This window comes from Nostoc sp. UHCC 0252, from assembly GCF_034931145.1.
Lineage (GTDB): Bacteria > Cyanobacteriota > Cyanobacteriia > Cyanobacteriales > Nostocaceae > Nostoc.
In genome coordinates this window covers 19,730-46,233 of sequence record NZ_JAYGHE010000060.1, presented here as the reverse complement: position 1 = coordinate 46,233, position 26,504 = coordinate 19,730, and the positions used below count along the sequence as shown (strand labels likewise).

Annotated in this window: 20 protein-coding genes; 11 read left to right on the top strand and 9 right to left on the bottom strand. The window is 40.8% G+C overall.

All coding sequences use genetic code 11. The features are described from left to right. The first annotated feature begins 1,618 nt into the window (after positions 1-1,618). Entirely contained in the window at positions 1,619-3,019 is a 1,401-nt protein-coding gene (mgtE, locus tag VB732_RS26370) for a magnesium transporter (protein WP_323233839.1), read from the top strand. Between the two features lie 55 nt (positions 3,020-3,074). On the opposite strand, the gene VB732_RS26365 is transcribed toward mgtE, so the two are convergent. Then, on the bottom strand, positions 3,075-3,332 hold the full coding sequence (locus VB732_RS26365) for a hypothetical protein (RefSeq protein WP_323233838.1): 258 nt from the start codon (positions 3,330-3,332) through the stop codon (positions 3,075-3,077). Positions 3,333-3,504: 172 nt separating this feature from the next. Beyond that, positions 3,505-4,377 carry an SDR family oxidoreductase gene (locus VB732_RS26360; protein ID WP_323233837.1) on the bottom strand — a complete coding sequence of 291 codons (873 nt, stop codon included), beginning with the start codon at positions 4,375-4,377 and terminating at the stop codon, positions 3,505-3,507. 693 nt (positions 4,378-5,070) lie between these two features. Between VB732_RS26360 and VB732_RS26355 the strand changes: the two genes are divergently transcribed. Further along, positions 5,071-6,672: a peptide ligase PGM1-related protein gene (locus VB732_RS26355; RefSeq protein WP_323233836.1), complete on the top strand. Its 1,602-nt coding sequence runs from the start codon at positions 5,071-5,073 to the stop codon at positions 6,670-6,672. Between the two features lie 622 nt (positions 6,673-7,294). Here the strand turns inward: VB732_RS26355 and VB732_RS26350 are convergent. Beyond that, entirely contained in the window at positions 7,295-8,608 is a 1,314-nt protein-coding gene (locus VB732_RS26350) for a hypothetical protein (protein WP_323233835.1), read from the bottom strand. 97 nt (positions 8,609-8,705) lie between these two features. Further along, entirely contained in the window at positions 8,706-9,347 is a 642-nt protein-coding gene (locus VB732_RS26345; RefSeq protein WP_323233834.1) for a hypothetical protein, read from the bottom strand. Between the two features lie 1,279 nt (positions 9,348-10,626). Between VB732_RS26345 and VB732_RS26340 the strand changes: the two genes are divergently transcribed. The 7 genes from VB732_RS26340 (at position 10,627) to VB732_RS26310 (ending at position 18,098) form a co-directional block, all read left to right on the top strand. Then, on the top strand, positions 10,627-11,055 hold the full coding sequence (locus tag VB732_RS26340; protein ID WP_323233833.1) for a hypothetical protein: 429 nt from the start codon (positions 10,627-10,629) through the stop codon (positions 11,053-11,055). 972 nt (positions 11,056-12,027) lie between these two features. After that, complete coding sequence (locus tag VB732_RS26335; RefSeq protein WP_323233832.1) at positions 12,028-13,392, top strand: APC family permease; 1,365 nt, start codon at positions 12,028-12,030, stop codon at positions 13,390-13,392. A 93-nt stretch (positions 13,393-13,485) separates the two neighbouring features. Continuing rightward, on the top strand, positions 13,486-14,139 hold the full coding sequence (locus VB732_RS26330) for a class I SAM-dependent methyltransferase (RefSeq protein WP_323233831.1): 654 nt from the start codon (positions 13,486-13,488) through the stop codon (positions 14,137-14,139). A gap of 299 nt (positions 14,140-14,438) precedes the next feature. Continuing rightward, positions 14,439-15,248: a glucose 1-dehydrogenase gene (locus VB732_RS26325; protein WP_323233830.1), complete on the top strand. Its 810-nt coding sequence runs from the start codon at positions 14,439-14,441 to the stop codon at positions 15,246-15,248. 326 nt (positions 15,249-15,574) lie between these two features. Further along, complete coding sequence (locus VB732_RS26320) at positions 15,575-16,978, top strand: glycoside hydrolase 100 family protein (RefSeq protein ID WP_323233829.1); 1,404 nt, start codon at positions 15,575-15,577, stop codon at positions 16,976-16,978. Between the two features lie 245 nt (positions 16,979-17,223). Then, positions 17,224-17,526, top strand: coding sequence for a hypothetical protein (locus VB732_RS26315; protein WP_323233828.1), 303 nt, complete (start codon positions 17,224-17,226; stop codon positions 17,524-17,526). 104 nt (positions 17,527-17,630) lie between these two features. Then, a complete protein-coding gene (locus VB732_RS26310) occupies positions 17,631-18,098 on the top strand; it encodes a hypothetical protein (protein WP_323233827.1) in 468 nt (155 codons plus the stop codon). 40 nt (positions 18,099-18,138) lie between these two features. Here the strand turns inward: VB732_RS26310 and VB732_RS26305 are convergent, their stop codons facing one another. The 4 genes from VB732_RS26305 to VB732_RS26290 all read right to left on the bottom strand — a co-directional run bounded on the left by VB732_RS26305 (position 18,139) and on the right by VB732_RS26290 (position 23,176). Beyond that, positions 18,139-18,315, bottom strand: coding sequence for a hypothetical protein (locus VB732_RS26305; RefSeq protein ID WP_416235778.1), 177 nt, complete (start codon positions 18,313-18,315; stop codon positions 18,139-18,141). A gap of 114 nt (positions 18,316-18,429) precedes the next feature. Further along, positions 18,430-21,435, bottom strand: a complete 3,006-nt coding sequence (locus VB732_RS26300) for a UPF0182 family protein (RefSeq protein ID WP_323233826.1) — start codon at positions 21,433-21,435, stop codon at positions 18,430-18,432. 88 nt (positions 21,436-21,523) lie between these two features. Beyond that, on the bottom strand, positions 21,524-21,790 hold the full coding sequence (locus VB732_RS26295) for a hypothetical protein (RefSeq protein WP_323233825.1): 267 nt from the start codon (positions 21,788-21,790) through the stop codon (positions 21,524-21,526). Positions 21,791-21,943: 153 nt separating this feature from the next. After that, positions 21,944-23,176 (bottom strand): glycosyltransferase family 4 protein, encoded by a 1,233-nt coding sequence (locus VB732_RS26290; RefSeq protein ID WP_323233824.1) that lies wholly within the window; start codon positions 23,174-23,176, stop codon positions 21,944-21,946. A gap of 853 nt (positions 23,177-24,029) precedes the next feature. On the opposite strand from VB732_RS26290, the gene VB732_RS26285 reads away from it, so the two are divergent. Together VB732_RS26285 and VB732_RS26280 are read left to right on the top strand one after the other, a co-directional pair. Next, positions 24,030-25,025, top strand: a complete 996-nt coding sequence (locus tag VB732_RS26285) for a DUF1517 domain-containing protein (RefSeq protein WP_323233823.1) — start codon at positions 24,030-24,032, stop codon at positions 25,023-25,025. 508 nt (positions 25,026-25,533) lie between these two features. Continuing rightward, on the top strand, positions 25,534-25,914 hold the full coding sequence (locus tag VB732_RS26280) for a calcium-binding protein (protein WP_323233822.1): 381 nt from the start codon (positions 25,534-25,536) through the stop codon (positions 25,912-25,914). 3 nt (positions 25,915-25,917) lie between these two features. Here VB732_RS26280 and VB732_RS26275 read toward each other — a convergent pair whose 3' ends face one another. After that, on the bottom strand, positions 25,918-26,478 hold the full coding sequence (locus VB732_RS26275; protein WP_323233821.1) for a sugar O-acetyltransferase: 561 nt from the start codon (positions 26,476-26,478) through the stop codon (positions 25,918-25,920). Between the last annotated feature and the right edge of the window lie 26 nt (positions 26,479-26,504).

Genomic DNA, 26,504 nt, shown 5'->3' with positions numbered 1-26,504 from the left:
ATTTCCCACAGAGACTGCGCTGGCGCTAGCCCGAGCATTAGTAGATACTTGTGAGTCAATGCTTTGTAGAGGTGATGGAGTATCTATTACGCTTGCCGATGCTGACAACTGTTGATTAAGATCCCGTGAATCAATCATTGAGATATATGCCTCGCAATAGTCTAAAACTAATTCATCGTTAATTCTTATGAATTAGTTTTATGTTGAATGGGTTCAAAAAAATTGAGATGATTTTACTTAAATATATTGATAAGAAAATCATTGTTTGCTTATTAATATATTTAAAATTTATCGAACAGAATTCAGGAGTCAGAATTCAGAATGAATTCTGTACGACTGGCGGATGAATAATCGGGTTTAATACCCCCACCAAATTGCAAATTTGGTGGTCTTCAATCAGTCGCGGGTTTGAATCTCCAACTGATTGATTCTGACTCCTGAATTCTGACTTCTGAATTCTTCTTCATTAATGCCTATACTATTTCTTTCAATAGCCGATACAAATTATTTCTTGGTATCTATGCTCCTTTGCTGTTTATTTGTATCAACTTCAAAATAAACCAGTATGAATTGATATACCTTGCCACATCTTCAATCAAAGCAGGTATGTAGAAAAACGTGTATAAAAAAACGCTAGAGATGAGATTACCTGAAGGGTGTGTTAGTCCCTATAAATCTTTGTCTTATTTCGACAAAAAGCTAAGTTTCCAATGTATATCAATTTGGCTCGGCGAATTTAAAAAAGATAAATCACCTTTCTTTAGAGCTTCTAATCTCACTGTTATGTAGGTACATAAAGTTAAGACGAAGCAACACTCGATTGCAGAATATACATGCTTAAGTATTAAGAGGTGTAATGTTACACGCGCCTTTTTGCACATTGCTCTAGGTTCAATCAATTAAATATTTGACACCATAGCACTGTGTTATGTCTATCTATTTTGTGTAACTTTCTTTAAATATTCACATTGCTTTATACTTTTTTAAAGCAAGACTAAAGTTTTGGTTATTTTTTGATTAACTTACAGAAATCAAATACTTACGTACTATACAAAAGACTCATGTTATGTATCAACTTAAATATGTGGTTTCAATTTTTATTAATTATTTTTTAATGGTAAATAAATCTGCGCTGTAGGGGCAATATTCTGGGGGAGTCCCTACCCTACAGGAACATCTTCGACGAACGGGTTCAGTAGTCGCTTATGAGGGAAAGCCTCTGGGAGCATCCCAAATGTGTAAAAACATAATTTGTCATTGCGAGCGTAACACAGTGAAGCAAAGCGATCGCTTCATTCGCAATTGACTTGTAAAGATTTTAGTAAATTTGCAAAATTGGGATGCTCCTAACCCCCCTCTCTACGAGACGCTCCGCGTTGGCAGAAGTCGCTCGCAGAGAAGGCATTAGGCTCTCCCTTTGGGAGAAGACGGCGCTGTACCGTTTTGCGTCTACATGAATTGTCCATACGACACATCTGGCTTTTAATCATCTCTTTAAGGGCTGAGATGAGTTAATTTATCCAAAGTTAGAAAAATTACAAGTTTGACGTTGCACATTCCCACTTTCCCCTAGACTAAGGGCAGCAACCTTGTTCAAACTGGCTGAGGAAAGTGGACTTTGACTGAGACAAACAATTTAAACTCTACCATCCAGAATGTCTCACGCAGGGAATTGCGAGATTTAGTGCGGACTCAGCTGCAAATGCTCCTAGAAACAGGAGACTTGCAGGGAGCAAAAGCTATTCTCGTACCTGTGCAGCCTGCGGATATTGCCGAGGCGATTGAGGGTTTGCCAGAAGCGATGCACGCTTTGGCTTTCCGCTTGCTTTCTAAGGATGAGGCGATCGAGGTTTATGAATATCTCGACTACAGTGTTCAAGAACGATTAATTGAAGAACTTAAAAGCCAGGAAGTCCGTGATATCGTCGATCAAATGTCGTCGGATGACCGAGCTAGATTATTTGATGAATTACCAGCAAAAGTCGTCAATCGCCTACTAGAACAACTGAGTCCAGCAGAACGCCAAGCTACAGCCCAACTATTGGGTTATGAAGCTGATACTGCTGGGCGAATCATGACACTAGAGTTAATCTCACTGAAAGAAAACTTTACAGTATCTCAAGCCCTAGAGCGAATTCGCAACTTAGCTAACGCCAGTGAGATGATTTATTATCTTTATGTCATGGATGCAGCAAGGCGCTTAACGGGGATTGTATCGTTGCGGGAGTTAGTAACGTCTCAGCCTGAGCAAATTATTGGCGAAACTATGACCCGTGATGTGGTGTTTGTCCACACTGATACAGACCAGGAAGAAGTTGCAAGATTAATCCAAAGATATGATTTTCTGGCTGTGCCTGTAGTAGATCGAGAACAGCGTCTAGTAGGTATTGTCACCGTGGATGATGTGTTTGATATTCTGCAACAAGAAACCACCGAAGATATCTATGCCTTGGGTGGTGGTGTGCAGTCGGGGGGTGACAATTATTTTCAGATGAATTTATTAGAAATTGCTCGGAAGCGGGTTGTATGGTTATTGGTTTTACTTGTAACCAATACGATTACAGGAACGATTATTAAGTCGCAAGAAGACCTTTTAGCAAAAGTGGTGACACTAACGGCGTTTATTCCCTTGTTGACTGGTACTGGTGGTAACGTGGGCGCTCAATCTTCTACAGTGGTGATTCGCGGGATGAACACCGATGAAATCCGATCGCTTGGCGCATTGCAGGTAGTTGGCCGAGAGGCGATCGCAGGCGCATTATTAGGAGGTATGTTAGGGACGATCGCTACTGTCTGGGCTTATTTTCTGCAAGGACGATTAGAAGTAGCGATCGCTGTAGGTACTAGTTTGGTAGCTATTTCTATTTTAGCTTCTATCTCCGGTTCAGCACTGCCGTTCCTATTCCGCTACCTCCGTTTAGATCCGGCCTTAATGTCGGCACCATTCATCACCACAGCAGTTGATGTGGTAGGCGTTTTGATTTACTTCAATTTAGCGCGGGTGATTTTAAAATTATGAAGAGAGTCATTAGTCATTAGTAAATAACAAACTACAAATGACAAATGACTAATTTTTACAACTCTGATTCCGTTAATGGGGCAACAATTTCGCCAGTGCCTAATTCCAGTATCATATCCTGGTCAGTAATTAATTCACTGAGTTCTTTTACTTGTAAATTCATTCCTTCACAAGCTTGCCTGAGTTCTCGGGCAAATTTGTTCAGGTCTTGACCATAGCCACATTGATAAGCAGCAGTTTCGATTCCTTGGCTGGCATTTGCTCTAGCACAATCTACTAGTTCTGTGCCATGAAGTGGTGTAGGAGATGCCATAGACTTAGCTATTATTTCTTAAATGTACGCTCTTAGGTAGACTATCAATATTTCAATATTGACTCATCCCTCCAATGGAAGACCATGAGGGTAGAGTTAGGAATTGAGAGTTAAAAGTGAGGAGTTAGGAGTTATAAATTAAGAATATATAACTCCTAACTCCTAATTTCATCTACCCATTAACAACTTCTCCGCCATTAATGTGTAACACTTGTCCAGAGACATAAGAGGCATCATCAGAAGCTAAAAATACATAGCTAGGCGCAACTTCTTCTGGTTGTCCGGCTCGTTGCATTGGTACTTGTTTGCCAAAAGTTTCAACTTTTTCTTCGGGGAAAGTTGAGGGAATTAAAGGTGTCCAAATTGGCCCTGGGGCGACAGCATTAACGCGAATTCCTTTTGACACTAAATTTTGTGACAAGGAGCGAGTAAAGGCAACAATAGCACCTTTTGTGGAGGAATAATCTAATAGTTGTGGGCTACCTTTATAAGCTGTTACCGATGTAGTATTGATGATAGAACTGCCCGCTTGCAAATGCTTGAGTGCAGCTTTAGTCATGAAAAACATCGAGAATATATTGGTGCGGAAAGTTTTCTCTAATTGTTCTTTGGTGATTTCCTCGATACTTTCTTTAGGATGTTGTTCGGCGGCGTTATTGATGAGAATATCGAGTTTGCCAAATTCACCAACTGTTTGTTGGATAGCTTGCTGACAAAAAGTTTCATCGCCAATATCGCCTGCAATCGTTACTGCACGACGGCCTTGTTTTTCTACCAAATGTTTTGTTTCTTTGGCATCATCATGTTCATTGAGGTAAAGAATCGCCACATCTGCACCTTCTTTAGCAAATGCGATCGCTACAGCACGACCAATGCCACTATCAGCACCAGTAATCAATGCTACTTTATCTTTTAACTTGTCACTACCTTGATACCGGGCATCATCTGCTTTCGGTTTTGGTGTCATTTCTGATTCAACACCTGGTGCTTCTTGCTGCTGTGGCGGTTGTAATGTTTGCTCTTTTTTCTCTTTTGATTTAGCCATAGTTTTTCCCTTGTTAATTGGATTGGGCATTAAGAATTTGGCATTGAAGTTTTAGACTTCATATCTCCCAAATCTTTATTTTCAAAATTAAACCTTGGATCAAAAATTCAACCCAAGGTTTATTTTTTTTGCTTTGGCTTTTCATAGCAACTTACAATTTTAGGAGTTTATACTCCAAATGCTATTGCCAAAGGGATTTATTGCTGGCAATTGTACGTGGTATGCATTTATTCTCACACCCGAACACCCGACCACGAAAAACAAATACACAACTCTGATGTGATGAAGAATTTATCTTTCTCATCTGTTTTTAAGTTAACTATTAACTTGCTGTACTTTATCGCTCTCCAGAGGTAAAGTAAGCTGAAATCTGCTCAACCCTAAGACGTAAAAAAATTAAATAAATGAGAATTACTGAAATTAGCTCATAAATTATATTTATGTCAGATAAAGAATTCAGCTATTTCCTGTAGTGAAAGTAAGTGAATTCTATTTCTTAAAGTTCTAATTGCAAAATATTTACTTTTATGATAAAGATTAGAGCTAATGTTAATATTTATTTAGAATGATATCTGTATAATTGCCTTCTGACAAACTAAATTCCTTACAAAAATACTTAAAGAGTAGTCCCCAAAATAATAGGCCAAAAGCCTGCATGGTGCGCTAAATTGAGATCATTAGAGGGCAGGGGTTATGGCAATACTAAATATTTCAGAGTTAGAACAGGCTGACAAGTTTCGCCACTTACAATTAACTCTAAGCGATCGCTGGAAAACTAGCGAGTCATTTGACAATAGTGAAGCGGATATTTTAATTATTCCTTCCCTGAGTCTCGACCAGCGCGAACTCCAAAAGATCGAAGGCTGTGAACATTATGAAGAAAGATTACTATTTTCTCTAATTCGATTGCAAAATCCCCGGACTCGGCTGGTTTATGTAACATCAGTACCGCTACATCCTAGTATTATTGATTATTACTTACAACTGTTGCCAGGAATTCCTTTTTCTCATGCTCGCAATCGCTTGGTGCTACTTTCTACTTACGATTCTTCCCTTAAGCCTTTGAGCCAAAAGATTTTAGAACGCCCCCGCCTGCTAAAGCGGATTCATCAAGCTTTGAGGCTAGATAAATCATTTATGATTTGCTACAACTCTTCCCAATGGGAAGGCGAATTGTCTGTAAAATTGGGTGTACCATTGTATGCTGCCGCACCAAATTTACAAATTTGGGGGACAAAAAGTGGTAGTAGGCAAATTTTCGCTGAGAGTGGAGTACCGCATCCTGATGGCACTGAAAAAATTTGGAACCACACAGATTTGGCAGAAGCTACCAGTGATTTGTGGGAACGACAACCGACATTAAAGCGGGTAGTAGTGAAACTCAACGAAGGCATTTCAGGAGAGGGAAATGCATTGTTGGATCTTAGACCGATTGAGAATTTAGCACCAGGTATTGGAACTCATGCTGAAAGGGTAGCAGCAATTAGCGATCGCTTTTCAACAATGCGCTTTCAAGCAAAGCTTGAGACTTGGGATAATTTTTCACAAAGAATCCCTGAATTGGGGGCAATCACCGAAGCATTTGTGGAAGGCGAAATTAAACTATCGCCCAGTGTTCAAGGACGGATTACACCGACTGGTGAAGTGGAAATCCTTTCAACCCACGACCAAATTCTCGGAGGCCCAGACGGTCAGATTTATCTTGGTTGTCGGTTTCCGGCTGATGAAAGGTATCGATTGCAATTACAGCAATTGGGAATACAGGTTGGCAGAAAGCTAGCAGAAAAAGGTACTTTAGAGCGATTTGGCGTAGATTTTATCGCTGTGGACAAGGGTAACGGAGAGTGGGATATTCAGGCGATCGAAATTAACCTGCGTAAAGGCGGTACAACTCATCCATTCATGACCCTGAAATTATTAACGAACGGTCGCTATGACCTTTCCACAGGCTTATTTTATAGTCAGCAAGGTCGTCCCAAATACTACATCGCCACTGATAATCTCCAAAAAGAGCGCTATCAGGGATTATTGCCTAATGATTTGATGGATATCATCGCTCACCATAGACTGCACTTTGACAGTGGGACAGAAACAGGCACAGTATTTCATCTGATGGGTTGCCTTTCCCAGTTTGGCAAGTTGGGATTAACCAGTATTGGTGATTCCCCACAACAAGCACAAGATATTTATAACAAAGTTGTCAAAGTTCTGGATGAAGAAACCCGCAGCGAAAATCATGATTTTTCAGCATTTTCAGACTATTCCTTTCCCGTCGCTTGGAATGAATATACTTAAGTAACCACGCAAAATTAATTACAGTCATTGCGAGCGAAGCGTTCGCGGAGCGTCTCGTAGAGATAGCAATCCCAGCCCTTGCGATTGCTTCATTTCGCTTCGCTGCATTCGCAATGACATTGTGTAATTAACTTTGTTTATCTACTTAAAGGATCTGCTTATTCTGTTGTTAGCCTATTTAAGTAGGAGCAATTCATGAGTTGCCCCTACAGTCTGTATTGCATCAGTATTATAGGCGCATGTTCAAACAGAAATGGTACATAGCATTTCTCGTTCTAGTGAGGTACAAGGTAGGGGTGCATAGCTGCCCCTACCTTGTACTTTATGTCATTGGGAACCGCTATAAATTCTAAGTAAAGCTAACGCGCCTAAATATTGCACTGTTTTCCATGTAGGCCGTCATTAGTCATTTGTGTTTAGAGTACTCCAAGTAAAAAAATGCTCAATTGTCATTGCGAGTGAAGCGAAGCAATCCCAGTCCTTGCGATTGCTTCGCTTCGCTCGCAATGACGGGTTTTGGATCATTTATTTTTTGGAACACTCTTATCAAGGACAAAAGACAAAGGACAAATGACTTAGGACAACCTCACCAGTTGATGTGCAATCTTATTTGCGTAACAGCTTAATTATGAGTTACAGATTTTAAAGATCGGTGTCTGTAACGGACTATGCATAGTAGAACGATTAACAATACAAGCGCTTTGATCATTGATGGCTCTACTACCTTCTTTACTTCTGTAGGGGGTTTAGGAGTGAGATTACATGGAACCTCAATGATCTGTGTGTGATCGGAACCATTACCACCAGGAGTCAAATCACATTCGCCTTTGTCAGTGAGAGACAAAGGTGTAGTTCCTGGGACAATAGATGGTTGAGGCGAAGGAACAGATGCTTGAGCAGAAGAATTATCGCCATCAAGTAATAGAAACAGAATTGCAATAATACCCCCAGCCCCGATTATTGGCCAAACTGGAAAGGAATTATCACCGTCTGCTACGACGACCTCTCCCTCAGACCCAGAGATATCAAGGGCTATTGTTTCTCCATCCAACGGCACTGGATTATTACTCACCAAGATATCTCCTGGTATCTCTTCTGCCAAAAGCTGATTAAATTCCTGTGGAATGCCGTTGTTGGGTCGTCCGAGTTCCCCACCATCTTCGGAGTATGGATAGGATAATATTTCAAAAATCCTCCTTTGGAGTTGGTTCCGATCTCCAGAATTCAATGCATTCAAGCCTGTCGAGATTTTATCTACATAAAAATTGGTCATCTCTGGCGACAGACCTAAAGATTGAATTTGTTCCTGAATGTCGGAAATTTTTGAGGCTTCCTCAAACAACAATCGTCCGTATGATAATTTTAAGTCTAGTAATCCATCACGAAGGCTGACCGAGTTATTAACACCTGAATATGGTGCCCAGTAGAACTGATTGGTTGCAAGTCCGAGTCCTTCTACTGGATTGCGACCAAAACGTTGTCCAAGAAGGTATTGAGAGCTATCCATAATCGCGGGAGATTCATTTCTCCAAAATGAGGCGAAAGGAACCGCAGAGAGATTGGGATTGTTACCGTAAAAAGTAGCGAAATTCTGAAAGTTTTTCTCCCCACCGGCTGCTCGTATCAAGAGGTTTTCATAGCTAGTCCCGCCGTTCAAGTCTACTAACCGTTGGATTACTGCTCCAGTTTTATTACAAGTCAGACCAAATCCCACATCACATCCGGGAATGACTCGCATCTGGCTCAAATTCTGGTTATTGATTTGGTACTGAAGATACTCAGACTCCAGCCCTGGTTGGATACCATAGCGTCCAATATTAAGCTGTGCAAAAGCAGACTGACACGTAGTGATTACCACCGCTACAGATGAAAATGCGATGGTTGCAATACGAACTGCCTTCGATGTCGCAATTCTTTGAAAAATTGATTTAGGCAAAATGCACCTCCATTAAACGACAGCAATTTGATTGAGCATTGAGCATTGAGCATTGAGCTTTGGTTATCCTCAATCCCTAATGCCTAATTCAACTCTTTCAACTCTTAGGTAAATAAATATTGATCGTGATTCCTGTACCTTTAAGATTTCCTGATGAGAGTGTGTGATACAAGACCAATGCCCGGTTTGGTTGGTCGAAGAGAAACGCACGACGTGTAGGTTTGATCTTCCCTTCTTTTACTAAGGAAACGAAGGCTTCTAAATACCGACGTATACCTTGACGATTCTCTTGACTACTATTCAGATGACGCTCAATCAGCATCATAAAGAAGTCCAAGCTACGATTTTCCTGCCCCTGAATCAAATTGCCCTCATCTAAAAAAGAACTGGCGATGAGCCTGTTATCAACTCGTTTAACCTTGAACAGAGTAAAGTAACGCCCTTCTTTTTTCGGATCGTTCGCATAACAAACCCAAGAACCCTCTTGATTTTGTGTAAAACCCTGTCCTGCAAGGTAAGAAAGCAAAGAATCATTAGCCTTAGTCTGTAGTGGAGGTAATAAATCCTCAATGGGATCTAAAGAGCAAATCCTCTGTATTGTTTTCTGTTGAGAAACAGCAGGAGTCTCTTGAGTATTGACACGCAGAGGTTTGTCCTCAGACATGGCCGTGCTAGACATTGCAACTAATGCAGATACTTGAAGAACGATCGCACCAAACAAACGAACAATGATATTCATGTTTTTCCTGTTACTTTTGCTTATGTTGTTAAAAATCAAATCTTTACTAAATCAGGATTGATTTAGGAGTGCTAGATCATTTGTTCAATTTAAGTGTTTGTCTCATTTGCTCAATATCTGCTTAATCACTAATGAAATAGCTTTTACAGCAGATTGGAAGTTGGTAAGGTACAGATGATCTTCAGGACACAGCAGTGCTATGCCCCTACTTGTGTACTTCATTTACCTAAAAAACGTTGTGTATATAGGTAACTAAGTACAAAAAGAAGAAGCCTCTAAAGGAAACACACAGTATTAGTGTTGGACAGACAATACAAATTGGGCTTTTTGATACTTTTACGTATACAAAAAGCGATTGATATTGCATCAAACTTTTCTATTTACTCTTGCTTAATTTTTGACCCTTATTAAGACGTTTCTATGCCTTATTTATGGCTGTAGTGATTCCTAAAAAAGGGCTTTACTAGCTCTTTAGTGCATTAATATCAGCAAAACTACAAAACCTATATGCTTTGTATAGCAAGGATTTTGGTAATTTTCTCAGTGGGTTGAATAGTTTTTTCTTCGTTGGAGGTAGCACACCTAACTAGCTCTTTCAGCATGGTTGAAATTTAATGTATAAAATAATATCTCATGACAGTAAAATAATATTACCATGAGCTTGAGACATGCAACACTATTGTGGACAGTTGTCAAAGTTGTACACAGTAAATTGTCATCATATCTTCATCAAATTTCATGACAAATAGCTGAGAGTCAAACTCAATTTACTTATATATAGTTAGTATTTTTAAATTTAGTACTCTTGTTCTAAACTAATTCATTTCTAGTCTTAAATATCATACGTATTTAATAAACATACGCATGATAAATATATCACATTGCTTACAGAAAAAATGGGCAAAACCCTGATTTTGTTCTTAAAGAAATTGATGAATTTCCTCTATACGTATAGTTTTGCGCCAGCCCTATATTCTGACTGCTTCATAAGCTTGACTGTCTTAACTTTAAGCTACAAGCGATCGCATCAAACTAAGTTGAACCAGAGTACTAGTATAAAATTTACTACTTAATCAGCTATGGTTGCTATAACCTTTATTAGATTTTAAGGTTTATATCTCTTAATATATATATCGTGATAACGAAATAGGATTACTTAAATTTACCCTATCGATAGAAAAATATACTGTTAAAATTTAGTGTATTCAGGAATTTTGATGGTAACAAGCTTTGACTATAATTAAGATATTAACTTGGTATTTTTCTAAGCTTTGTCAATATGAATATAGAATTTTTTAATAGGATTCCTTTAATGCCTTTATTATTACTGTGGCTGGCTTATGCTCTCCTGGGATGGTATCTTGCGGCTCATCATATTATTTGGTTGGTAGGAGCTTTTATAGCTGCCATAGTGATAGCTGTAGTGCGAAAAAGTATTTTTTGGTTAGAACGTTTAGTTGAATTTGGATCTCAAGCATTAGTTGTTATATTATTTTTAAGTATATCAATTACTTTAGTCGCAACTTGGTCGTTCTTATTAAGGCTTTTTCTTATACCTTTAGCAACAACCCTTTTAGCTGATTTGGAAATGCGTTTTTCTGGTTTCAATAAACTAGATTCGTTTTGGATATTAACAGTTTTGGCGGTATTGGGTTTGATCGTAGGTGAATTAATAGATATTCTACTTTTTCCTAGTAGTAGATATTAGATAATTAAAGGTTAAAAGAGATTAGATTTTTATTAATTATGGATAAATTTTAGCGGTTCCTAATCATATCAGGTACAGAAATTTATAGGAGTGCATAGCTATATGCCCCTACCTGGTAACGGGAGCATCCACTTTTGGAAGAAATACTGGGCGATTGGAAATCGCGGCTACACAAACGAAGTCCGCCTTCGCGGACTCTCTGAAACCCGCGAAGGCGGGTTTAGTTTGTATAGCCCCAGACTTCTAGTCTGAGGGCAATCCGCCAAAAGTGGATGCTCCTCTGGTAACTCACTAGAACGAGAAATGCTATAGTCAACTTAATATGAAAAGGGCGGTTATAAAATTATCTACACGAAGCTTTACCCACCTCTGTGATTTTTAAACCTTAAACTTTTTCTTAGGCAGACTTTGTTTGTGTAGCTGTGGATTGGTTAGCTTTAGCTTTAAGTTGAAATGGTATCTGTGTGCTACTTCTTGCACTACTTAATCTAAAGTTTTAGTTAATTGCCGTCTCTAACTGCTTGATAAAGTGATTCACAATTCGCGCCATTAGTCAATCATTCTTTAGATTCCTATAAATCCTACTTGCGAAAGATGTTTTATTAAGTAGGTTTGACTAAGTTCTTACCAGCATTAAGACACAACAATGGAAATATTTATGATAAAAATTGGAGGTGTCAGGTAGACATCTGAGCCTTAACAGGAAACTGGGACATAATTCTTTGTTTAAGATTGAGTTGCCATCGTTCTGAAAAACATAAATAATTATTGTCCAGCAAGAGAATTAAAGCGATCGCTGTAGGGAGAATGATCTAAATGTGGTGAGATGGATATTACCCTTCGAAGACATATTCGTGATAATTGTCATTTTTGAGTCACATTTGTTTTTAACTATAGAGATATAGGTAAAGCAGTGCAAAAAAATATGAAACAAAGCGGAGAGTGCCCACTCAACACTAGTAAGGAAGTAACGTGAGTAGACGTAAAGACTACAGTTTCCTTCAGCAGAAAGAAACAACTGAAGTAGCAGCACCTAAACCATCACTAACATTACCAGACGCAGTAGCTCTGATTGTAGGTATTGTCATCGGGGCAGGGATTTTTCAAACCCCGGCTCTAGTAGCAAAAGAAGCAGGTAGTGATATTGCTGTACTAATTCTTTGGCTAATTGGTGGTGTAGTATCTTTGGTAGGAGCGCTGTGCTATGCAGAGTTGGCTACTGTCTATCCTGATGTTGGTGGCGTCTACTATTATTTGAAACGTGCATTCGGGCGGGGAGTTGCCTTTTTGTTCGCCTGGGCGCGGATGACGGTGATCCAAACTGGTTCTATTGCTCTGTTGGCATTTGTTTTTGGCGATTATGTTTCTCAGATATGGCGGCTAGGAACGTTTTCCTCTTCTATTTATGCAGCCATAGCGATCGCACTTTTAACTGCTTTGAACATCATCGGTTTGCAGCAGGGGAAGTGGACACAAAACTTACTGAGTGCTGCGAAAGTTCTGGGTTTGTTGCTAGTAGTAATTCTTGGGCTTACCGCCATTCCTAATTCTGCTGCTGCCGCCCCTGTAGAATCTGCATCATCAGGAACCTGGGGACTGGCGATGGTGTTTGTGTTGCTATCTTACGGCGGTTGGAATGAGGCTGCTTACATCTCAGCAGAAATTCAAGATGGACGACGTAATATAGTGCGATCGCTAATGTGGAGTATTGGCATCATCACTGCCATTTATCTGCTAATCAATCTGGCTTATCTGCGGGGACTAGGATTAGCAAATATGTCCCAGTCGGAAGCAGTAGCCGCGGATTTAATGCGCTCTCTTTGGGGCGAACCGGGAGCCTTATTCATCAGTGTATTGATTGCGATCGCTACTTTAGGAGCAACCAACGCCACAATCTTTACCGGAGCGCGTACCAATTTCGCACTGGGACAGGATTTTTCGCTATTTGGTTTTATGGGACACTGGAAACAACGTCCCAGTAGCCCTACCTATGCTTTATTTTTGCAAGCAGCGATCGCCCTAGCACTGGTTTTCTTGGGCACGATCACCCGCAAAGGCTTTGAAACAATGGTGGATTACACCGCCCCAATATTTTGGTTCTTCTTTTTGCTTTCCGGCATATCACTGCTAGTATTGCGAATCCGTGAACCTCACATAGCACGACCATTCCGTGTACCATTTTATCCTTTTACACCATTACTCTTTTGTGCAGTCTGCGGTTACTTGCTCTACTCCAGCTTGGCTTATACAGGTGTGGGAGCAGTTGCAGGTGTTTTAGTTGTGGCAGCAGGTATCCCCGTGTTGTTCTGGAGTAACTATCGCCAAAGTAAGACTTAGTACAATTTTGGATTTTGGATTTTGGATTGTGCAACCTAAACCTCACATCAGTTCTTTTACTGACTACGAGCTACTGAACGAAGGAGAAAATTCATGAACTTCAAAAAAATTCTGTTTTTACTGGTTACAGGGGTTAGTATTACCGGCTTGGGAATTGCTGGGTGTACGCCAACACAGCAAAATTCGGAAGTTGGGACACAAACTTCTACTTTGACCGGTCAGACTGAAACACAAACACCATCTGCGACAACTCCCACAACTCAACCACAAGAACGCGCTGGCGATGTTCCTTATGTACCTACACCCCAGCCAGTGGTAGATGCAATGTTGGAAGTGGCAAAAGTGGGTAAGAACGATGTGCTTTACGACCTTGGTAGCGGTGATGGAAGAATTGTCGTTACTGCGGCACAAAAGTTTGGTACGCGCGGTGTCGGCATAGATATTAACCCTGAGCGCATCCAAGAAGCTAATGAAAATGCTAAAAAGGCAGGAGTAACCGATCGCGTTAAGTTTGTCCAGCAAGATTTGTTCACCACTGATTTTAGTGAAGCAACAGTAGTTACACTTTACTTATTGCCAGAGGTTAACCTCAAACTTCGTCCGAAGATATTGAGTGAACTCAAGCCTGGGACTCGCATCGTCTCCCACGCCTTCGATATGGGTGATTGGAAACCACAGCAGACTCTCAATGTAGAAGGCAAAACTGTTTACTATTGGGTAGTTCCTGAAAAAACATCAGCGAATTAGGAATAAAGACTAACTAATTCGTAATGGCGCTCTCTACTAGACGCTTTACGTAGCTTACTTCCCCGTAGGGATACGCGACCTCGCTAGCGTAATTAAAAGGCATCAGATTCAAGTTGAGTTTCCATCACTTGGATCTGTAGTCTGATTTTTGAGATTGATTTTAGAAATTCACATTTTTTAAACTTAAATTACCTCCATTGGGGATTGACAGCAGTATTTTTAGATATATCAAAAAATAATCTAAAATCTAAAATCCAAAATTGTTTGACTGAGTTCAAATTCAAGCAGGGTTAGGAAATATGATAGGGTTAAAGGGAAAGAACGCTTTAGTTACAGGTGCAACTTCAGGTATTGGTCAAGCGATCGCCATCAAACTCGCTCAAGAAGGGTGCAACATCGCCATCAATTACCGCAAAAGCCCTGAAGCTGCGGTAGACACAGAAGAGATGGCATTACAAGAAGCCTGCGGGAATATCAAAAATTGTGGTGTGAAGTCGCTACTTGTTCACGGGGATGTCTCTCAAGAATCAGACATCGTTGAGATGGTCAACACTGTAGTAAAGGAATTTGGCAGTTTAGATATTCTAGTTAACAATGCTGGTATTCAAGTAGAAAGTCCATCCCACGAAGTTACTACAGCAGACTTTGACCGGGTAATTGCAGTCAATCTCCGGGGTGCTTATCTGTGCGCCCGTGAAACTATTAAACACCTCCTTTCTCTTAATCGTCCGGGGGTGATTATTAATATTTCCAGCGTTCACGAAATTATTCCGCGACCGATGTATATCAGTTATTCCATTAGCAAAGGCGGTATGGAAAACCTGACCAAAACTTTAGCATTGGAATATGCAAGCCTTGGTATTCGTGTCAATGCCGTTGCTCCCGGAGCAACAGTCACGCCAATAAATCAAGCCTGGATAGATGACCCCGAAAAAAAGGCGATCGTGGAAAGTCACATCCCAATGGGGCGTGCTGGCACCTCAGAGGAGATGGCAGCCGCAGTAGCTTTTTTAGCTTCCGATGAAGCCGCCTACATCACCGGACAAACCCTATTCATAGATGGTGGATTAACTCTGTATGCTGACTTCCGAGAAAGCTGGTCAGCTTGAAAAAGAGGCAGGGGAGCAGGGGGCAGGGAGCAAGGGGACATGACCTCTTCTTCCTACTGTGAAGCATAGCAGAATATAGGTTTGAATCTCCTACTTCAACAAGCGTGGTTATTGTACCATACGGGAAGCTAACGCAACAGGCAGGGTGCTTACGTAGCTCTGCATTGCCCGTAGCTCTACCTTTGGCGCAGCCTCTCCAAGAGTTGGGTCGAACCCCCTTTCTGTTCTATCCCCCTTGCCCCCTGCTCCCTGCCCCCTCATTGAGGTAGGCTTGCGTACTTTCCACAGTTGAACCGATACATAATTATTAGTTGAATTCAAAGCCCATGACTAGCGCAATCGATAAGAAAAGTCAACTGGAAGCAGAAGCCTGGGAATTGTTGGAAGAGTCGATAATTTATTACCAGGGGAAACCCATTGGTACTGTAGCCGCCAGAGATGCGGAGTCAGATGCACTCAATTATGACCAGTGCTTTCTCCGCGATTTTGTCCCTTCTGCCTTAGTGTTTCTCATGCACGGCAAAGCAGAGATTGTGCGTAATTTCTTAGTAGAAACACTGAAATTACAAAGTCATGAAAAGCAAATAGACTGCTTTGAACCGGGAGCGGGATTAATGCCTGCAAGTTTCAAAGTACATTCCAATGGGAATGAGGAATTTTTGGTCGCTGATTTTGGTGAACTGGCGATCGCTCGTGTTCCCCCAATTGATTCTTGTATGTGGTGGATTCTCTTGCTACGCGCCTATGAAAAAGCTACAGGCGATTTGACTCTAGCGCGTCAGCCAGATTTTCAAGCAGGAATCAAGTTAATTTTGGATCTTTGCTTGGTACATCGCTTTTCCATGTACCCAACAATGTTAGTTCCCGATGGCGCGTTTATGATTGACCGTCGCATGGGAGTCTACGAACATCCTCTAGAAATTCAAGTATTATTCTATGCGTCTCTCAGGGCTGCTAGTGAATTGCTTTTACCAGACGGGGGTGGCGATATCTACCTTGGCAAAGTCAATAGACGATTGGGAACTTTGAAGTATCATATCCGCAACTATTATTGGCTCGACCTGAAGCGATTGGGAGAAATTTATCGTTACAAGGATAACGAATTTGGTAAAGAAATTGTTAATAAATTCAACATCAACTCAGAATCAATCCCCAGTTGGTTGACCGAGTGGTTGCCCGAAACTGGAGGATATTTAGCGGGAAATCTGGGGCCGGGACGGATAGATTTTCGCTTTTTTGCTCTAGGAAATCTGATGGCAATCTTAGCTTCTTTAGCAAGCGAAAAAGAATCTCAAAGTATTATGAATTTATTTGCCCAACGTTGGCAAGACTTGATCGGCTATATGCCTGTTAAAATCTGCTTTCCAGCAATGGAAGGTTTAGAGTGGAGAATTGTTACAGGATGTGATTCTAAGAACAGGGCTTGGTCTTATCACAACGGCGGTAACTGGCCCGTTTTACTGTGGTTATTTGTTACTGCGGCACAGAAAGCAGGTAGAACAGAACTTGCTCAAGCAGCGATCGCTATTGCCGAAAGGCGCTTATTTAAGGATAAATTTCCTGAATACTACGATGGCAACAATGGTCGTTTAATTGGCAAAGAAGCCAGAATTTATCAAACTTGGAGCATTGCTGGATTGCTAGCTGCTAAAAAGTTTGTAGAAAATCCAGAGTATTTGGAATTAATCAGTTTCCCAGAGGGTCTTGAAGGCCCAGGCTGTAGCCTGTAGGTACTGAATGCCCGACAAGGCTGTAGTCCAAAAATAATTTAGCAGTGTAATTATCAGGGTGTCTCTGCTAACTATTTTCACAGTCTCCAGCCATCTTCTTTGCTTGTGCAAAGGAAAAAGCGATCTCAAATTCTCAAAGACTCAATAACTGATACACTATATTGTAAGAGGTATCTGAAGTGTCATACTTAGTAATATCATCAGATAGTCTTTGCATCCTTAACACGTTTTAACGTGTATAACACATGAAAACTACTTCAGATTTAATTCCAGAATTTGAAAAACTATTCAGACAAAAGTTGCAACTAAATAATTGTAAACTTAGAAAGAAAAGACAAGAGAATAGTTATGAAATTATTACTCCAGCTAAAGACATTTTTTTGATGCATTGGTCTGAATTTCCAGAAATTAACTTAACATATCAGGCTATAGGGGTACGTACTCAGCAGACTAGTGTTTATGAGAAAGCTATCCGCTCGCATATTAGTTCTTGTTTGAGTAGCATTCAAGAGAATCCTACCTCTGAATCACCATTATTGGTGAACTAACTAATACTTAGATAATCCACATAATATTTACTAAGCTCTCGCTAGTTTTTAGCATATAACTGGCGAGAGCTTCTAACCTAAAATCTGTTGATCAAGAGATAAAAATGCAATCCGAAAAAAATCACGATCAGCTAGATTATAAAACTTTGTTAGCCAATGCAAAGCAAGCCTTAAAACTTGAATACCAGAAATCAGCCGCTTTAGCCTCGCAACTGCAAGCCATAAAAACTCAGCTAGAGCAAGTTCAGGTTGAAAATAAAACTCTAAGAGAGAGTGCTTATAAAGATGTAATTAAGCACTTTGAAGCGCGGACTCAAGCAGCAGAAGCACTCGCGCTAAAAACAGAAGTGCGTCAAAGATTCCTTGAAGCCAATGGTTGCAAGGATGATGATAGCTTCGAGACTCTATGGGATACTATTAAAAATAAGATTCAGATCCAAGATGGTGAAGTGAGAATCGTTGCACAAAATGGCACTCCCAAATTCACCTTAACAGGCAGCATGATGACTTTGAGGGATTTTATTCAGTCCCTCAAACAAGACCCAATCTCTAGAAAGTTTTTCTATAATTAAAGAGCCAAATTAATGAAAGACTTTTGCTAGAAGCAGAAAGCTATTCATCTTCATCTCCTGGCGGTCGTTCACTCTCACTTTGTTGGGCGTTCCACTCCAAAACCATGCGTTCCAACATCTCAGACTGCGTACAGTTATTAACATCGGCGTACATTTTAATCAACTGCCTCACTTTAGGGCTAATGTGGCCGATCTCTAGTTGGTTATTTTGTAGCATGTCGATTAACTTTTAGTGTCTATTACATTATGTTGAATCATTAAACTATGTCTGCTGCAATAAATTTTGTTAATGGCGATCGCTCCTTATCGCCTACTATGTATTTTAAAATCCTTAACCAGGAGGGGCTGCTTCTTCAAAAGGACGGATAATTGCAGGTGCTGGTGTAACTTCTGGTTTAAAAATTCCCTGCAATGCTTGTTCTAAGGTTTGGGCCATAACAATCCGGTTTTCGTAAGCTACAACTACCCGCACCAAGGTTGGCAGACTATTCTGTGTGGCTTCTAGATAGATTGGCTCGACATACAGCAGCGATTCTTCAATGGGAATTACTAGTAAATTGCCCTGAATGGCTCTTGAACCCTGACGATTCCACAGGGAAATTTGCTGAGAAATTACTGGATCTTGGTTAATCCGCGCTTCGATTTGTTCTGTCCCATAGACTAGCCTTTCTTTGGGAAAAGTATATAAAAATAACTTACCGTAGCTTTCGCCATCCGATCGCGCCGCTAACCACGCAATTAAATTAGTCCTCTGTCGAGGAGTATAGGGTAAAAGCAGGATAAACTCTTCAAAAGCTACGGTGGGTAGACTAGTAATCAAATAATACGGCTCTACTGGACGGCTTTCACTGCCATAGATTTCGTTAGGAATCTGCCACTGGTCTTCCCGGTTGTAAAATACCTGGGGGTCGGTCATGTGGTAGGTCATCAACCGCTCAGATTGAATTTTGAAAAAGTCCACCGGATACCGGATATGACTGCGGAGATTAGCCGGCATAGCACTGAGCGGTTTGAAAGTATTGGGAAATATTTTTGACCAAGTGGCAATGATCGGATCCTTATTATCAGCAATATAAAAACTAACACTGCCGTTATAAGCATCAATCACTACCTTAATCGAGTTCCGAATGTAGTTGATCCGATCGCTCCCAGTGTCAGAATAAGGATAGCGATCGCTCGTCGTGTAGGCATCAACAATCCAGTAAAGATAGCTGGGATTACTTGGCAAATCAAGATTTGCAGTAGCAGCCACTAAATAGGGATCGCTGTCAAATTTCAAAAAAGGTGCGATCGCTTGAATTCTTTGCTTGACATTTCGCCGGAATAGCACCCTTGTGTCTGGCAAAAAGTCTCGTGTTAGCACCATCTGCCAATCTTTCAAATACATGGCAAATAACCACCGTCGCCATGCTGAACCAATTTGAACCCCACCCAGACCATCGTAAGAGTTGTAAACATTATCACTACCACTTGGGTAGTCTAACTCTCGAACTCTTGTGCCAGTCATTACATAGGTATTGGCTATTTCACCGTAATAAATTCGGGGTTGCCCAATGGGAATACTTTCACGAATCGCTGGACTGGAAGTTGTGAGGGCGCTACTGTTACCGCTAATATCTTTGACAAAATATTCTGGTAGCCCACCCGCCCCAACTGTATTAACTGGGCTAACAGTAAACCCAAAACCGTGGGTATAAATTAAATGACGGTTAACCCATGTTTGAGCTTCCTGCGGTACGCCAGTGTAGTCTAATTCTCGCGCCGCAATCAGTACCTGCCGCCGTTCTGTTGAAGCTGCTTCCTGCTCAGGTTCTGGTGGGTTTTGAGGGGCTGATGGTCGGCGTGAAGCTACATCTGTTTTGAGAGTATACCGATCGATATCGGCATCCGGGAACCGATAATAGGGCCGAATTTGTTGCAGCTGACGGTTAGTTTGTAACAGAGGTCGCTGATCCCACAGACGAATATTGCGAATTGTCAAGTCATTATTTTGAATATCAGCTTGAGTTAATGTTCCTTGAGGGTTGAAGCCCCTAGAATCGATCGCTTCTAAATCGAATGCTTGGCGTGTCAAGGCAATAGTTCGTTGAATGTAAGGTTGCTCTCGCTGCAACTCATTAGGCTGGACAATTAAATATTGCACTACCGTAGGTAAAACAACGTCAGCCGCTACAACTAGCACTAGATAAATCCCCAACCCGTAAAATATTAAGGAACGATACTGAAATTTAGGTTTCCAGAAAAACGTTCGCCAAAGTAGGTAAAAGGCGATCGCTATAGCTACAACGCTCAAGACGGTGTAAGCTGGCAACTGGGCTGTCACATCCGTATAACTAGCACCATAACTTACTCCTCGGGTAGAATACACCAGTTCATAGCGACTCAGCCAATAACTCAGAGCCACTACCAACATCAATAAACCACCCATACCATATAAATGACGTTGCTGCTGGGGCGAAAATCCAGGGAAAATTCCCTGACTCAAACTATCCGCCGACAGGAGATAAGTAAGGGTAACGGCGACGAAACCATACAAACATAATCCCATCAGCCAGAATTCTAGTAGTTCCCAAAAGGGTAAGGAAAATATGTAAAAGCTGATATCTCGACCAAATAAAGGCTCAGTGCTGTTGAAAGAGGTGGGGTGGAAAAATTGCAGCACCTTTGGCCAGTGTTGGAATAGGATGAATGCAAAGGTAGGAGTGAACAAAATTGCGATCGCAGTGAGTAAAAATTGAGGATAGATTAAGATTGCGATCGCTACTCCCCCAATTAAACCGAGATACCAGACTTGAGAGGAAATCTGCTTCAACAGTTGCCAGATTGTCTCTGGCCGAAATAGGGTAGGAACGGGTAAACTAGCCTGATTAACTGGAGAATTCCAGAAAGAAAGAGCAATTTGACCATAATGAACCAGCATCAACCCGATCAACAAACTCAGTATCAGAGTTAGGGGTAATAATCCGCGCAATCTCAATTTTTTAAAGCGTTGCGGCGCAAATGTCTGAGTTTCGTTGCGTCTTGGATAATTAGGAATAAGAAAATTTGTTAATTCACTGCTTAGTTTTGCTGACTCACGCCTAACTTCTTCAATTTTTAGAGACTGGGAATATTTTAGCCGTTGTGCTAAAGCCAGATTTAGCAGTAGATAGGTAGCAGTTACCCCAGCTACCGCTACCCATAAAGCACCACGAGTCACCACCCTCAACAAAAATACTTGGAGGTAGCCGATTTCCTGAAACCAAAAAATCTCTGCTCCCACGCGGGAACCCAAATCGAGGAGTAGCCACAACCCGAAGAATACAATTAATAGCCTAAAGCCCCATTTCCAATACATTGATATGTAATTTTACCCCTCTAAAAGGCTTTGGGAAGTCCAGCTTTCAAAACTCCGTTAGCAGTATGGCGTGACTTGATGGTTCCGTCTACAACAAACCGACGATCTGTAACTGGACTGTACCAGATTTCATGATCTGCCGTTCAAAGTAGCACCCAACTTCTAAAAGCATCTTTTTCAACTCAGGAGTAAATGACGCACTCATCCATGAAGCCACCTGAATCAACTCTTGTCGATGGCTGGTTAACTCAAAGGTGATAGAACCCACATAGTCAGGAGGGACAATTTTGTTGATAACGATCAGTTCTGGAATTATTTCTCGCAGTTTCTGCGTCTGAATTCCAAAATGCTTCAACCTTAAATGTGATTTGTGCCATCATTGAATGCTTACAACGTAGTTCCAGTTTAGAACATCTGAGTCATTGTAGGGGCAATGCCGTGCCCTTACGATGATCTTTACCTCACCAAGTTGCAATCTGCTGTATGTCCTTAGTCAAGTACATTCATTTTATAAAATCGCGTTTCTTCCCTCTGATTTGTAAAGCGATCGATGAAGGGTTCTCCGCTTGGCTAATTCTTTACCTTTGCGGCCGAGTTGCTCGCGTAGCTGCTGGTCTTTGCACAACCGATTGAAGGCTTGAAACATTTCATAGCCAGAATTGGGATTAACCAGTATCCCATTTTCTTCAGGTTGAACTGTGTCTAGAATACCACCTAAGCGAGAGGCAATTATAGGCTTACCGAAGTAACTAGCTTCTAAATAAACCATACCAAAACCTTCCATATTGTTAGGTTTAGTATCCAATAAAGTTAGCATGGCGAATATATCGCAAGCTGCATAATAACCGGCTAATTCTCGTTCCGGGACATATCCGGCAAAGTGGACACGCTTATCTACCCGTAAACGATGCGCCAGAGATTTCAGTTCCGATTCACTTCGCCCTTCACCGCAGATTATATAGTGAACATCCACTCCAAAAGTTAGTAATAGTGGAATGTTATCAATTACTCGGTCGAAACCTTTGTGTTTTACTAACCTGCCGATGGAGAGAATGACTATTGCTGATTCGGGAATGTTGTATGCCTGACGCACACGAACACGCAAATCATCGAGGCTACTGGGACTCTCGACATTATTACCAAATTTTTCTGGTCTGATTACTGGGTTAATAACATGGGTAGGAGTATCTAATCGGAAAGCAGTTCTGAGGTAGTCTTGTGTATAAGAACTGTTACAAACAATACCTTCGGCTCTATGAAGTGTTAATTTAAATAGCGATCGCAACACAGGATTGTGTAAAGTACAAAGAAAATCATTCCCGTGCAGATAGATAAAAAAGCGAATAGGTAAGAAATAGCTCAATAGAAGCAGTGAAGGAAAGTCGTAGCCGTGGCCCCACTCTATATAACGGTAGTGATAGCGAAAATAGAGTTTGATTGCGAGGACAAATGAGCAGACAATATTGATTAAAGGCTTTAAGATATTTCCCATAAAGCCACTACACCCGTATCTAGGATAAGACCAGCGATACACAGGAAACTGTTGACTTTGATCAAATACTTTATCTCCTGAGCAACTAGCCGCCAGCACAATAACTCGTTCTGGATCTTGAAGACAGCGATTGTAGATATATTCCCCAATTACAGCTTCTTTCGGCCGGAATATCCGACTTATGACTAGGATATCTGGGTATGCAGCTTTATCTCTAATTTCGGCTGTTAGTTGAGAAATATGTTCCATAATAAACTAAGAAATTTACTTAAAATAATTTTTAATTTATTTACATTAGGATTTCTTTCAAAACCATAATTATCATTTTATTTCTTTTAAAAGGAATGTGGTAGACAAATTTGAAGCTTATTTGAGGAGATTAGCCAGGAAAATTGTTTTTTGATTGTGCTGATTTTATTTTTGCTACAAATTGCTCACTAATCGAAAATTTATGTGCATGATGAACAATCAAATCTAGCAATTATAGTCAAGTTGCTCAGTGAAGAACTGTTACGATTACGGCATTTACTTATGTTCAATAGAATATCCTAAAAAACTTACACTCTTGTGCCAAAATGCCAAAAGCTTAAATAAGTATTTTTGAGATATCTATGTCTACTTAGTCTTCCTGATAAGGATCATACTCAATTTTAAGTCTGTCGCCTATACGTACTTAAGATTTATTTAAATGTAAATATAAATACTATTATTGATGAAATATCCTCTCGTATTCCGACCAAACGAGTAGGGTGAAGTATTAAAAAATTAGTCAGAATCATCATCACAAATTGGAATCATCTGTATAATCCAAGACTGTGATCTGGAAGTGCCAAGTCTAAGACATTGCCACAATTGCCCGTCGTAGACATCGAAAATGTTTGTAATTGTAAACATATCTTAAGGTACGGTTCCCCAGTCGAGAAATCCCCCCTGCGATCGCTGTCTACACCAGATAAGACGCGGTAGATTGGATATGTAGCCTTTATAAAGTGAATGCTACAACCTCGCTTGCTTGTTACAGACCAGCGTTAGCGATATACCGCAAAACTCCTACCAGTATGGGGAGAAATCATAAAAATTCTGTTTTCCAAGCGATTGTACTATGCGTAAAAAACTACAACAAATCATCAAACCACTGTTCAAAACCTTTTTAGCTCTAAGCCTAGTCTTAACTTTGGCTTTTAGTCACGCCGATGGAGCATTAGCAGCCCGCAGTGGGGGCCGGATCGGTGGTGGCTCATTTAGAGCGCCTTCCAGTCGTACCTATACACCACGCACTTATGCACCTCCTGGTGGGGGCGGATACTACCCTGGCGGTGGTTTTGGTGGTGGTTATGGTGGCGGTTTTGGCTTTCCCTTCCTAATTCCTTTTTGGGGGATTGGGGGAGGATTTGGTGGTCTATTTAGCATCTTAATCTTCTTTGCGATCGCTAATTTCTTAGTGCAAACTTTCCGTCGCGTCTCTAGCGGTGAAACTTCAGAAGCAAATTACAGCAGTAATCCGTCTGTTTCTGTAACTCGTTTGCAAGTAGGTTTGTTAGCCCAAGCGCGTGAATTGCAAAATGAACTCAACCACATTGCTGAAACTGCTGATACTAACACCCCAGAGGGGAGAGCAGAAATTCTGCAAGAAGCTAGCCTAGCTTTACTCCGCCATCCTGAATACTTTGTATATGCAGGTGGTGGTACTCAACAAGCCAGTTTAAATTCAGCTGAAAGTCAATTTAATCGCTTGTCACTGGCAGAACGCAGCAAGTTTAGCGAAGAAACTCTTTCTAACGTCAACAACCAGCTAAAAGCAGCCCTTGCCAAAGATGCTTTACCTCCGGCTGGTGAACTCGACAACCCCACTCGCCTATTTACTGAAGGCCCAGGGGAATATATTATCGTCACCTTGTTGGCAGCGACACTAGGTAAGTTTGATATTCCTACAGCAATTAATAGTGCTGATGACTTGCGTCAAGCTTTGCGCCAAATTGGTAGTATCCCTAGCGAAAAGCTTTTGGCAATTGAAGTTCTTTGGACTCCACAAGCTGAAAATGATACCCTCACATCTGATGATGTATTGTCGAATTATCCTGATTTGAGACTTGTTTAACGAACAGAATTCAGGAGTCAGGAGCCAGAATTCAGAAGAAGGTTAAGCGAGTGGCGGATGAATAAACGGCGTTTTTGCTCCCTTACTAAATCGGAGATTTAGTGGCGCAAGAATCGAGTGGTGGGTCTGAATCCCCCACTTATTCATTCTGACTCCTGAATTCTTCTTCAATTTCTGCAAAATTTTGCGCTTAGGTGCTATGACATAACTTCGCATCTTGGCGCAACAAATAATTTCCTCTTTGAGGACAATAACTAGAAAACCGTTTGTCAATGCAAGCGGTTTTTTGTATAACCAAGATATACCATAGCTTACGCACTGAGACCTAAAATCTAGATTCCCCTTGACCTCTCTTAAAAATAGAGCAACTCTAAAAGCCTCCTCAAAAAAGGGGTTGGGGGATATCTTGTATGTAAATCCTATATATTTAACTATCTTTTAGAAAAATTATTCTTAGGCAAGACTTTGGTAGTATTATCGAAATGCATTATACGCAGAGCGTTATCTTATGCCTAGTGTTGAAGCCGACGAAAACCGAGAGCATCGCATTAAAACAGAGATTATTGTAGATGCTGAAGACAAAGAAGACCGGGCTATGGGTTGGTATTACTACCTTGAAGAGGCTCTGAATTTTCCCTTTATGGCTAAATGGACTAAGAAGGGACGCAAATCAGGTTCTACCGAGGAGAAACAAGTGGAAGTGCTGGGAATGGCCCCAGATGATGAGTGCTTAAAAGATATGTTTGTCGAAGTGGCTGACATTAATGGTAAGGATGATGATGTATATTCTGCTAAGTTATCTGAAATAGCAGCCATTGATGCTGATAGCGAAACTCAAGAAGCGATCGCAGACTGGCTTTATTGGATTGCCAGAGGATATAAATTTTAAACTCTAGGATAAATATCGAATGACGCGGCAGGGATTACCAGCAGCGACAACATTATCAGGTATATCTTTGACAACTACACTGCCAGCCCCAATGGTTGTGTTATCCCCAATAGTTACACCTGGACAAATAATTGCACTGCCACCAATCCAGACATTATTACCAATGTTAACTGGGGCAGCTAATTCTCTCCCAGAAAGGCGAATTTCTGGTTCTGTAGGATGATAAGCCGTATAAATTTGCACATAAGGAGCGCATAAGACATTTTCACCAATATGAACTGTATTGCAGTCTAAAATTACACAGCCATAGTTCATATATAATCTGTCACCAGCAAAAATATTACTACCATAGTCACAGTGAAAGGGTGGCACAATTAATACTTTGTCACCTATCTTTCCAAGTAATTCTTGCAAAATTTCCTGGCGTTGCTCTGGCTGTTCTTCAGTTGTAGAATTGTAACCTCGCAACAAACGACTAGCTCGTTTACTTTCGGCAGCCAATTCTGGATCTTCCGCCAGATATAATTCGCCTGCGAGCATTTTTTGTTTCTCGGTCTTTTCCATAACATTTAGGCAGCAGAAAGGACTAA

Coding starts and splice junctions, on each gene's coding strand:
- VB732_RS26365 (WP_323233838.1), bottom strand. CDS start 3,332: ATGGCATCTCCTACACCACTTCATGGCACAGAACTAGTAGATTGTGCT.
- VB732_RS26360 (WP_323233837.1), bottom strand. CDS start 4,377: ATGGCTAAATCAAAAGAGAAAAAAGAGCAAACATTACAACCGCCACAG.
- VB732_RS26355 (WP_323233836.1), top strand. CDS start 5,071: ATGGCAATACTAAATATTTCAGAGTTAGAACAGGCTGACAAGTTTCGC.
- VB732_RS26345 (WP_323233834.1), bottom strand. CDS start 9,347: ATGAATATCATTGTTCGTTTGTTTGGTGCGATCGTTCTTCAAGTATCT.
- VB732_RS26340 (WP_323233833.1), top strand. CDS start 10,627: ATGAATATAGAATTTTTTAATAGGATTCCTTTAATGCCTTTATTATTA.
- VB732_RS26330 (WP_323233831.1), top strand. CDS start 13,486: ATGAACTTCAAAAAAATTCTGTTTTTACTGGTTACAGGGGTTAGTATT.
- VB732_RS26325 (WP_323233830.1), top strand. CDS start 14,439: ATGATAGGGTTAAAGGGAAAGAACGCTTTAGTTACAGGTGCAACTTCA.
- VB732_RS26320 (WP_323233829.1), top strand. CDS start 15,575: ATGACTAGCGCAATCGATAAGAAAAGTCAACTGGAAGCAGAAGCCTGG.
- VB732_RS26315 (WP_323233828.1), top strand. CDS start 17,224: ATGAAAACTACTTCAGATTTAATTCCAGAATTTGAAAAACTATTCAGA.
- VB732_RS26310 (WP_323233827.1), top strand. CDS start 17,631: ATGCAATCCGAAAAAAATCACGATCAGCTAGATTATAAAACTTTGTTA.
- VB732_RS26305 (WP_416235778.1), bottom strand. CDS start 18,315: ATGCTACAAAATAACCAACTAGAGATCGGCCACATTAGCCCTAAAGTG.
- VB732_RS26300 (WP_323233826.1), bottom strand. CDS start 21,435: ATGTATTGGAAATGGGGCTTTAGGCTATTAATTGTATTCTTCGGGTTG.
- VB732_RS26290 (WP_323233824.1), bottom strand. CDS start 23,176: ATGGAACATATTTCTCAACTAACAGCCGAAATTAGAGATAAAGCTGCA.
- VB732_RS26285 (WP_323233823.1), top strand. CDS start 24,030: ATGCGTAAAAAACTACAACAAATCATCAAACCACTGTTCAAAACCTTT.
- VB732_RS26280 (WP_323233822.1), top strand. CDS start 25,534: ATGCCTAGTGTTGAAGCCGACGAAAACCGAGAGCATCGCATTAAAACA.
- VB732_RS26275 (WP_323233821.1), bottom strand. CDS start 26,478: ATGGAAAAGACCGAGAAACAAAAAATGCTCGCAGGCGAATTATATCTG.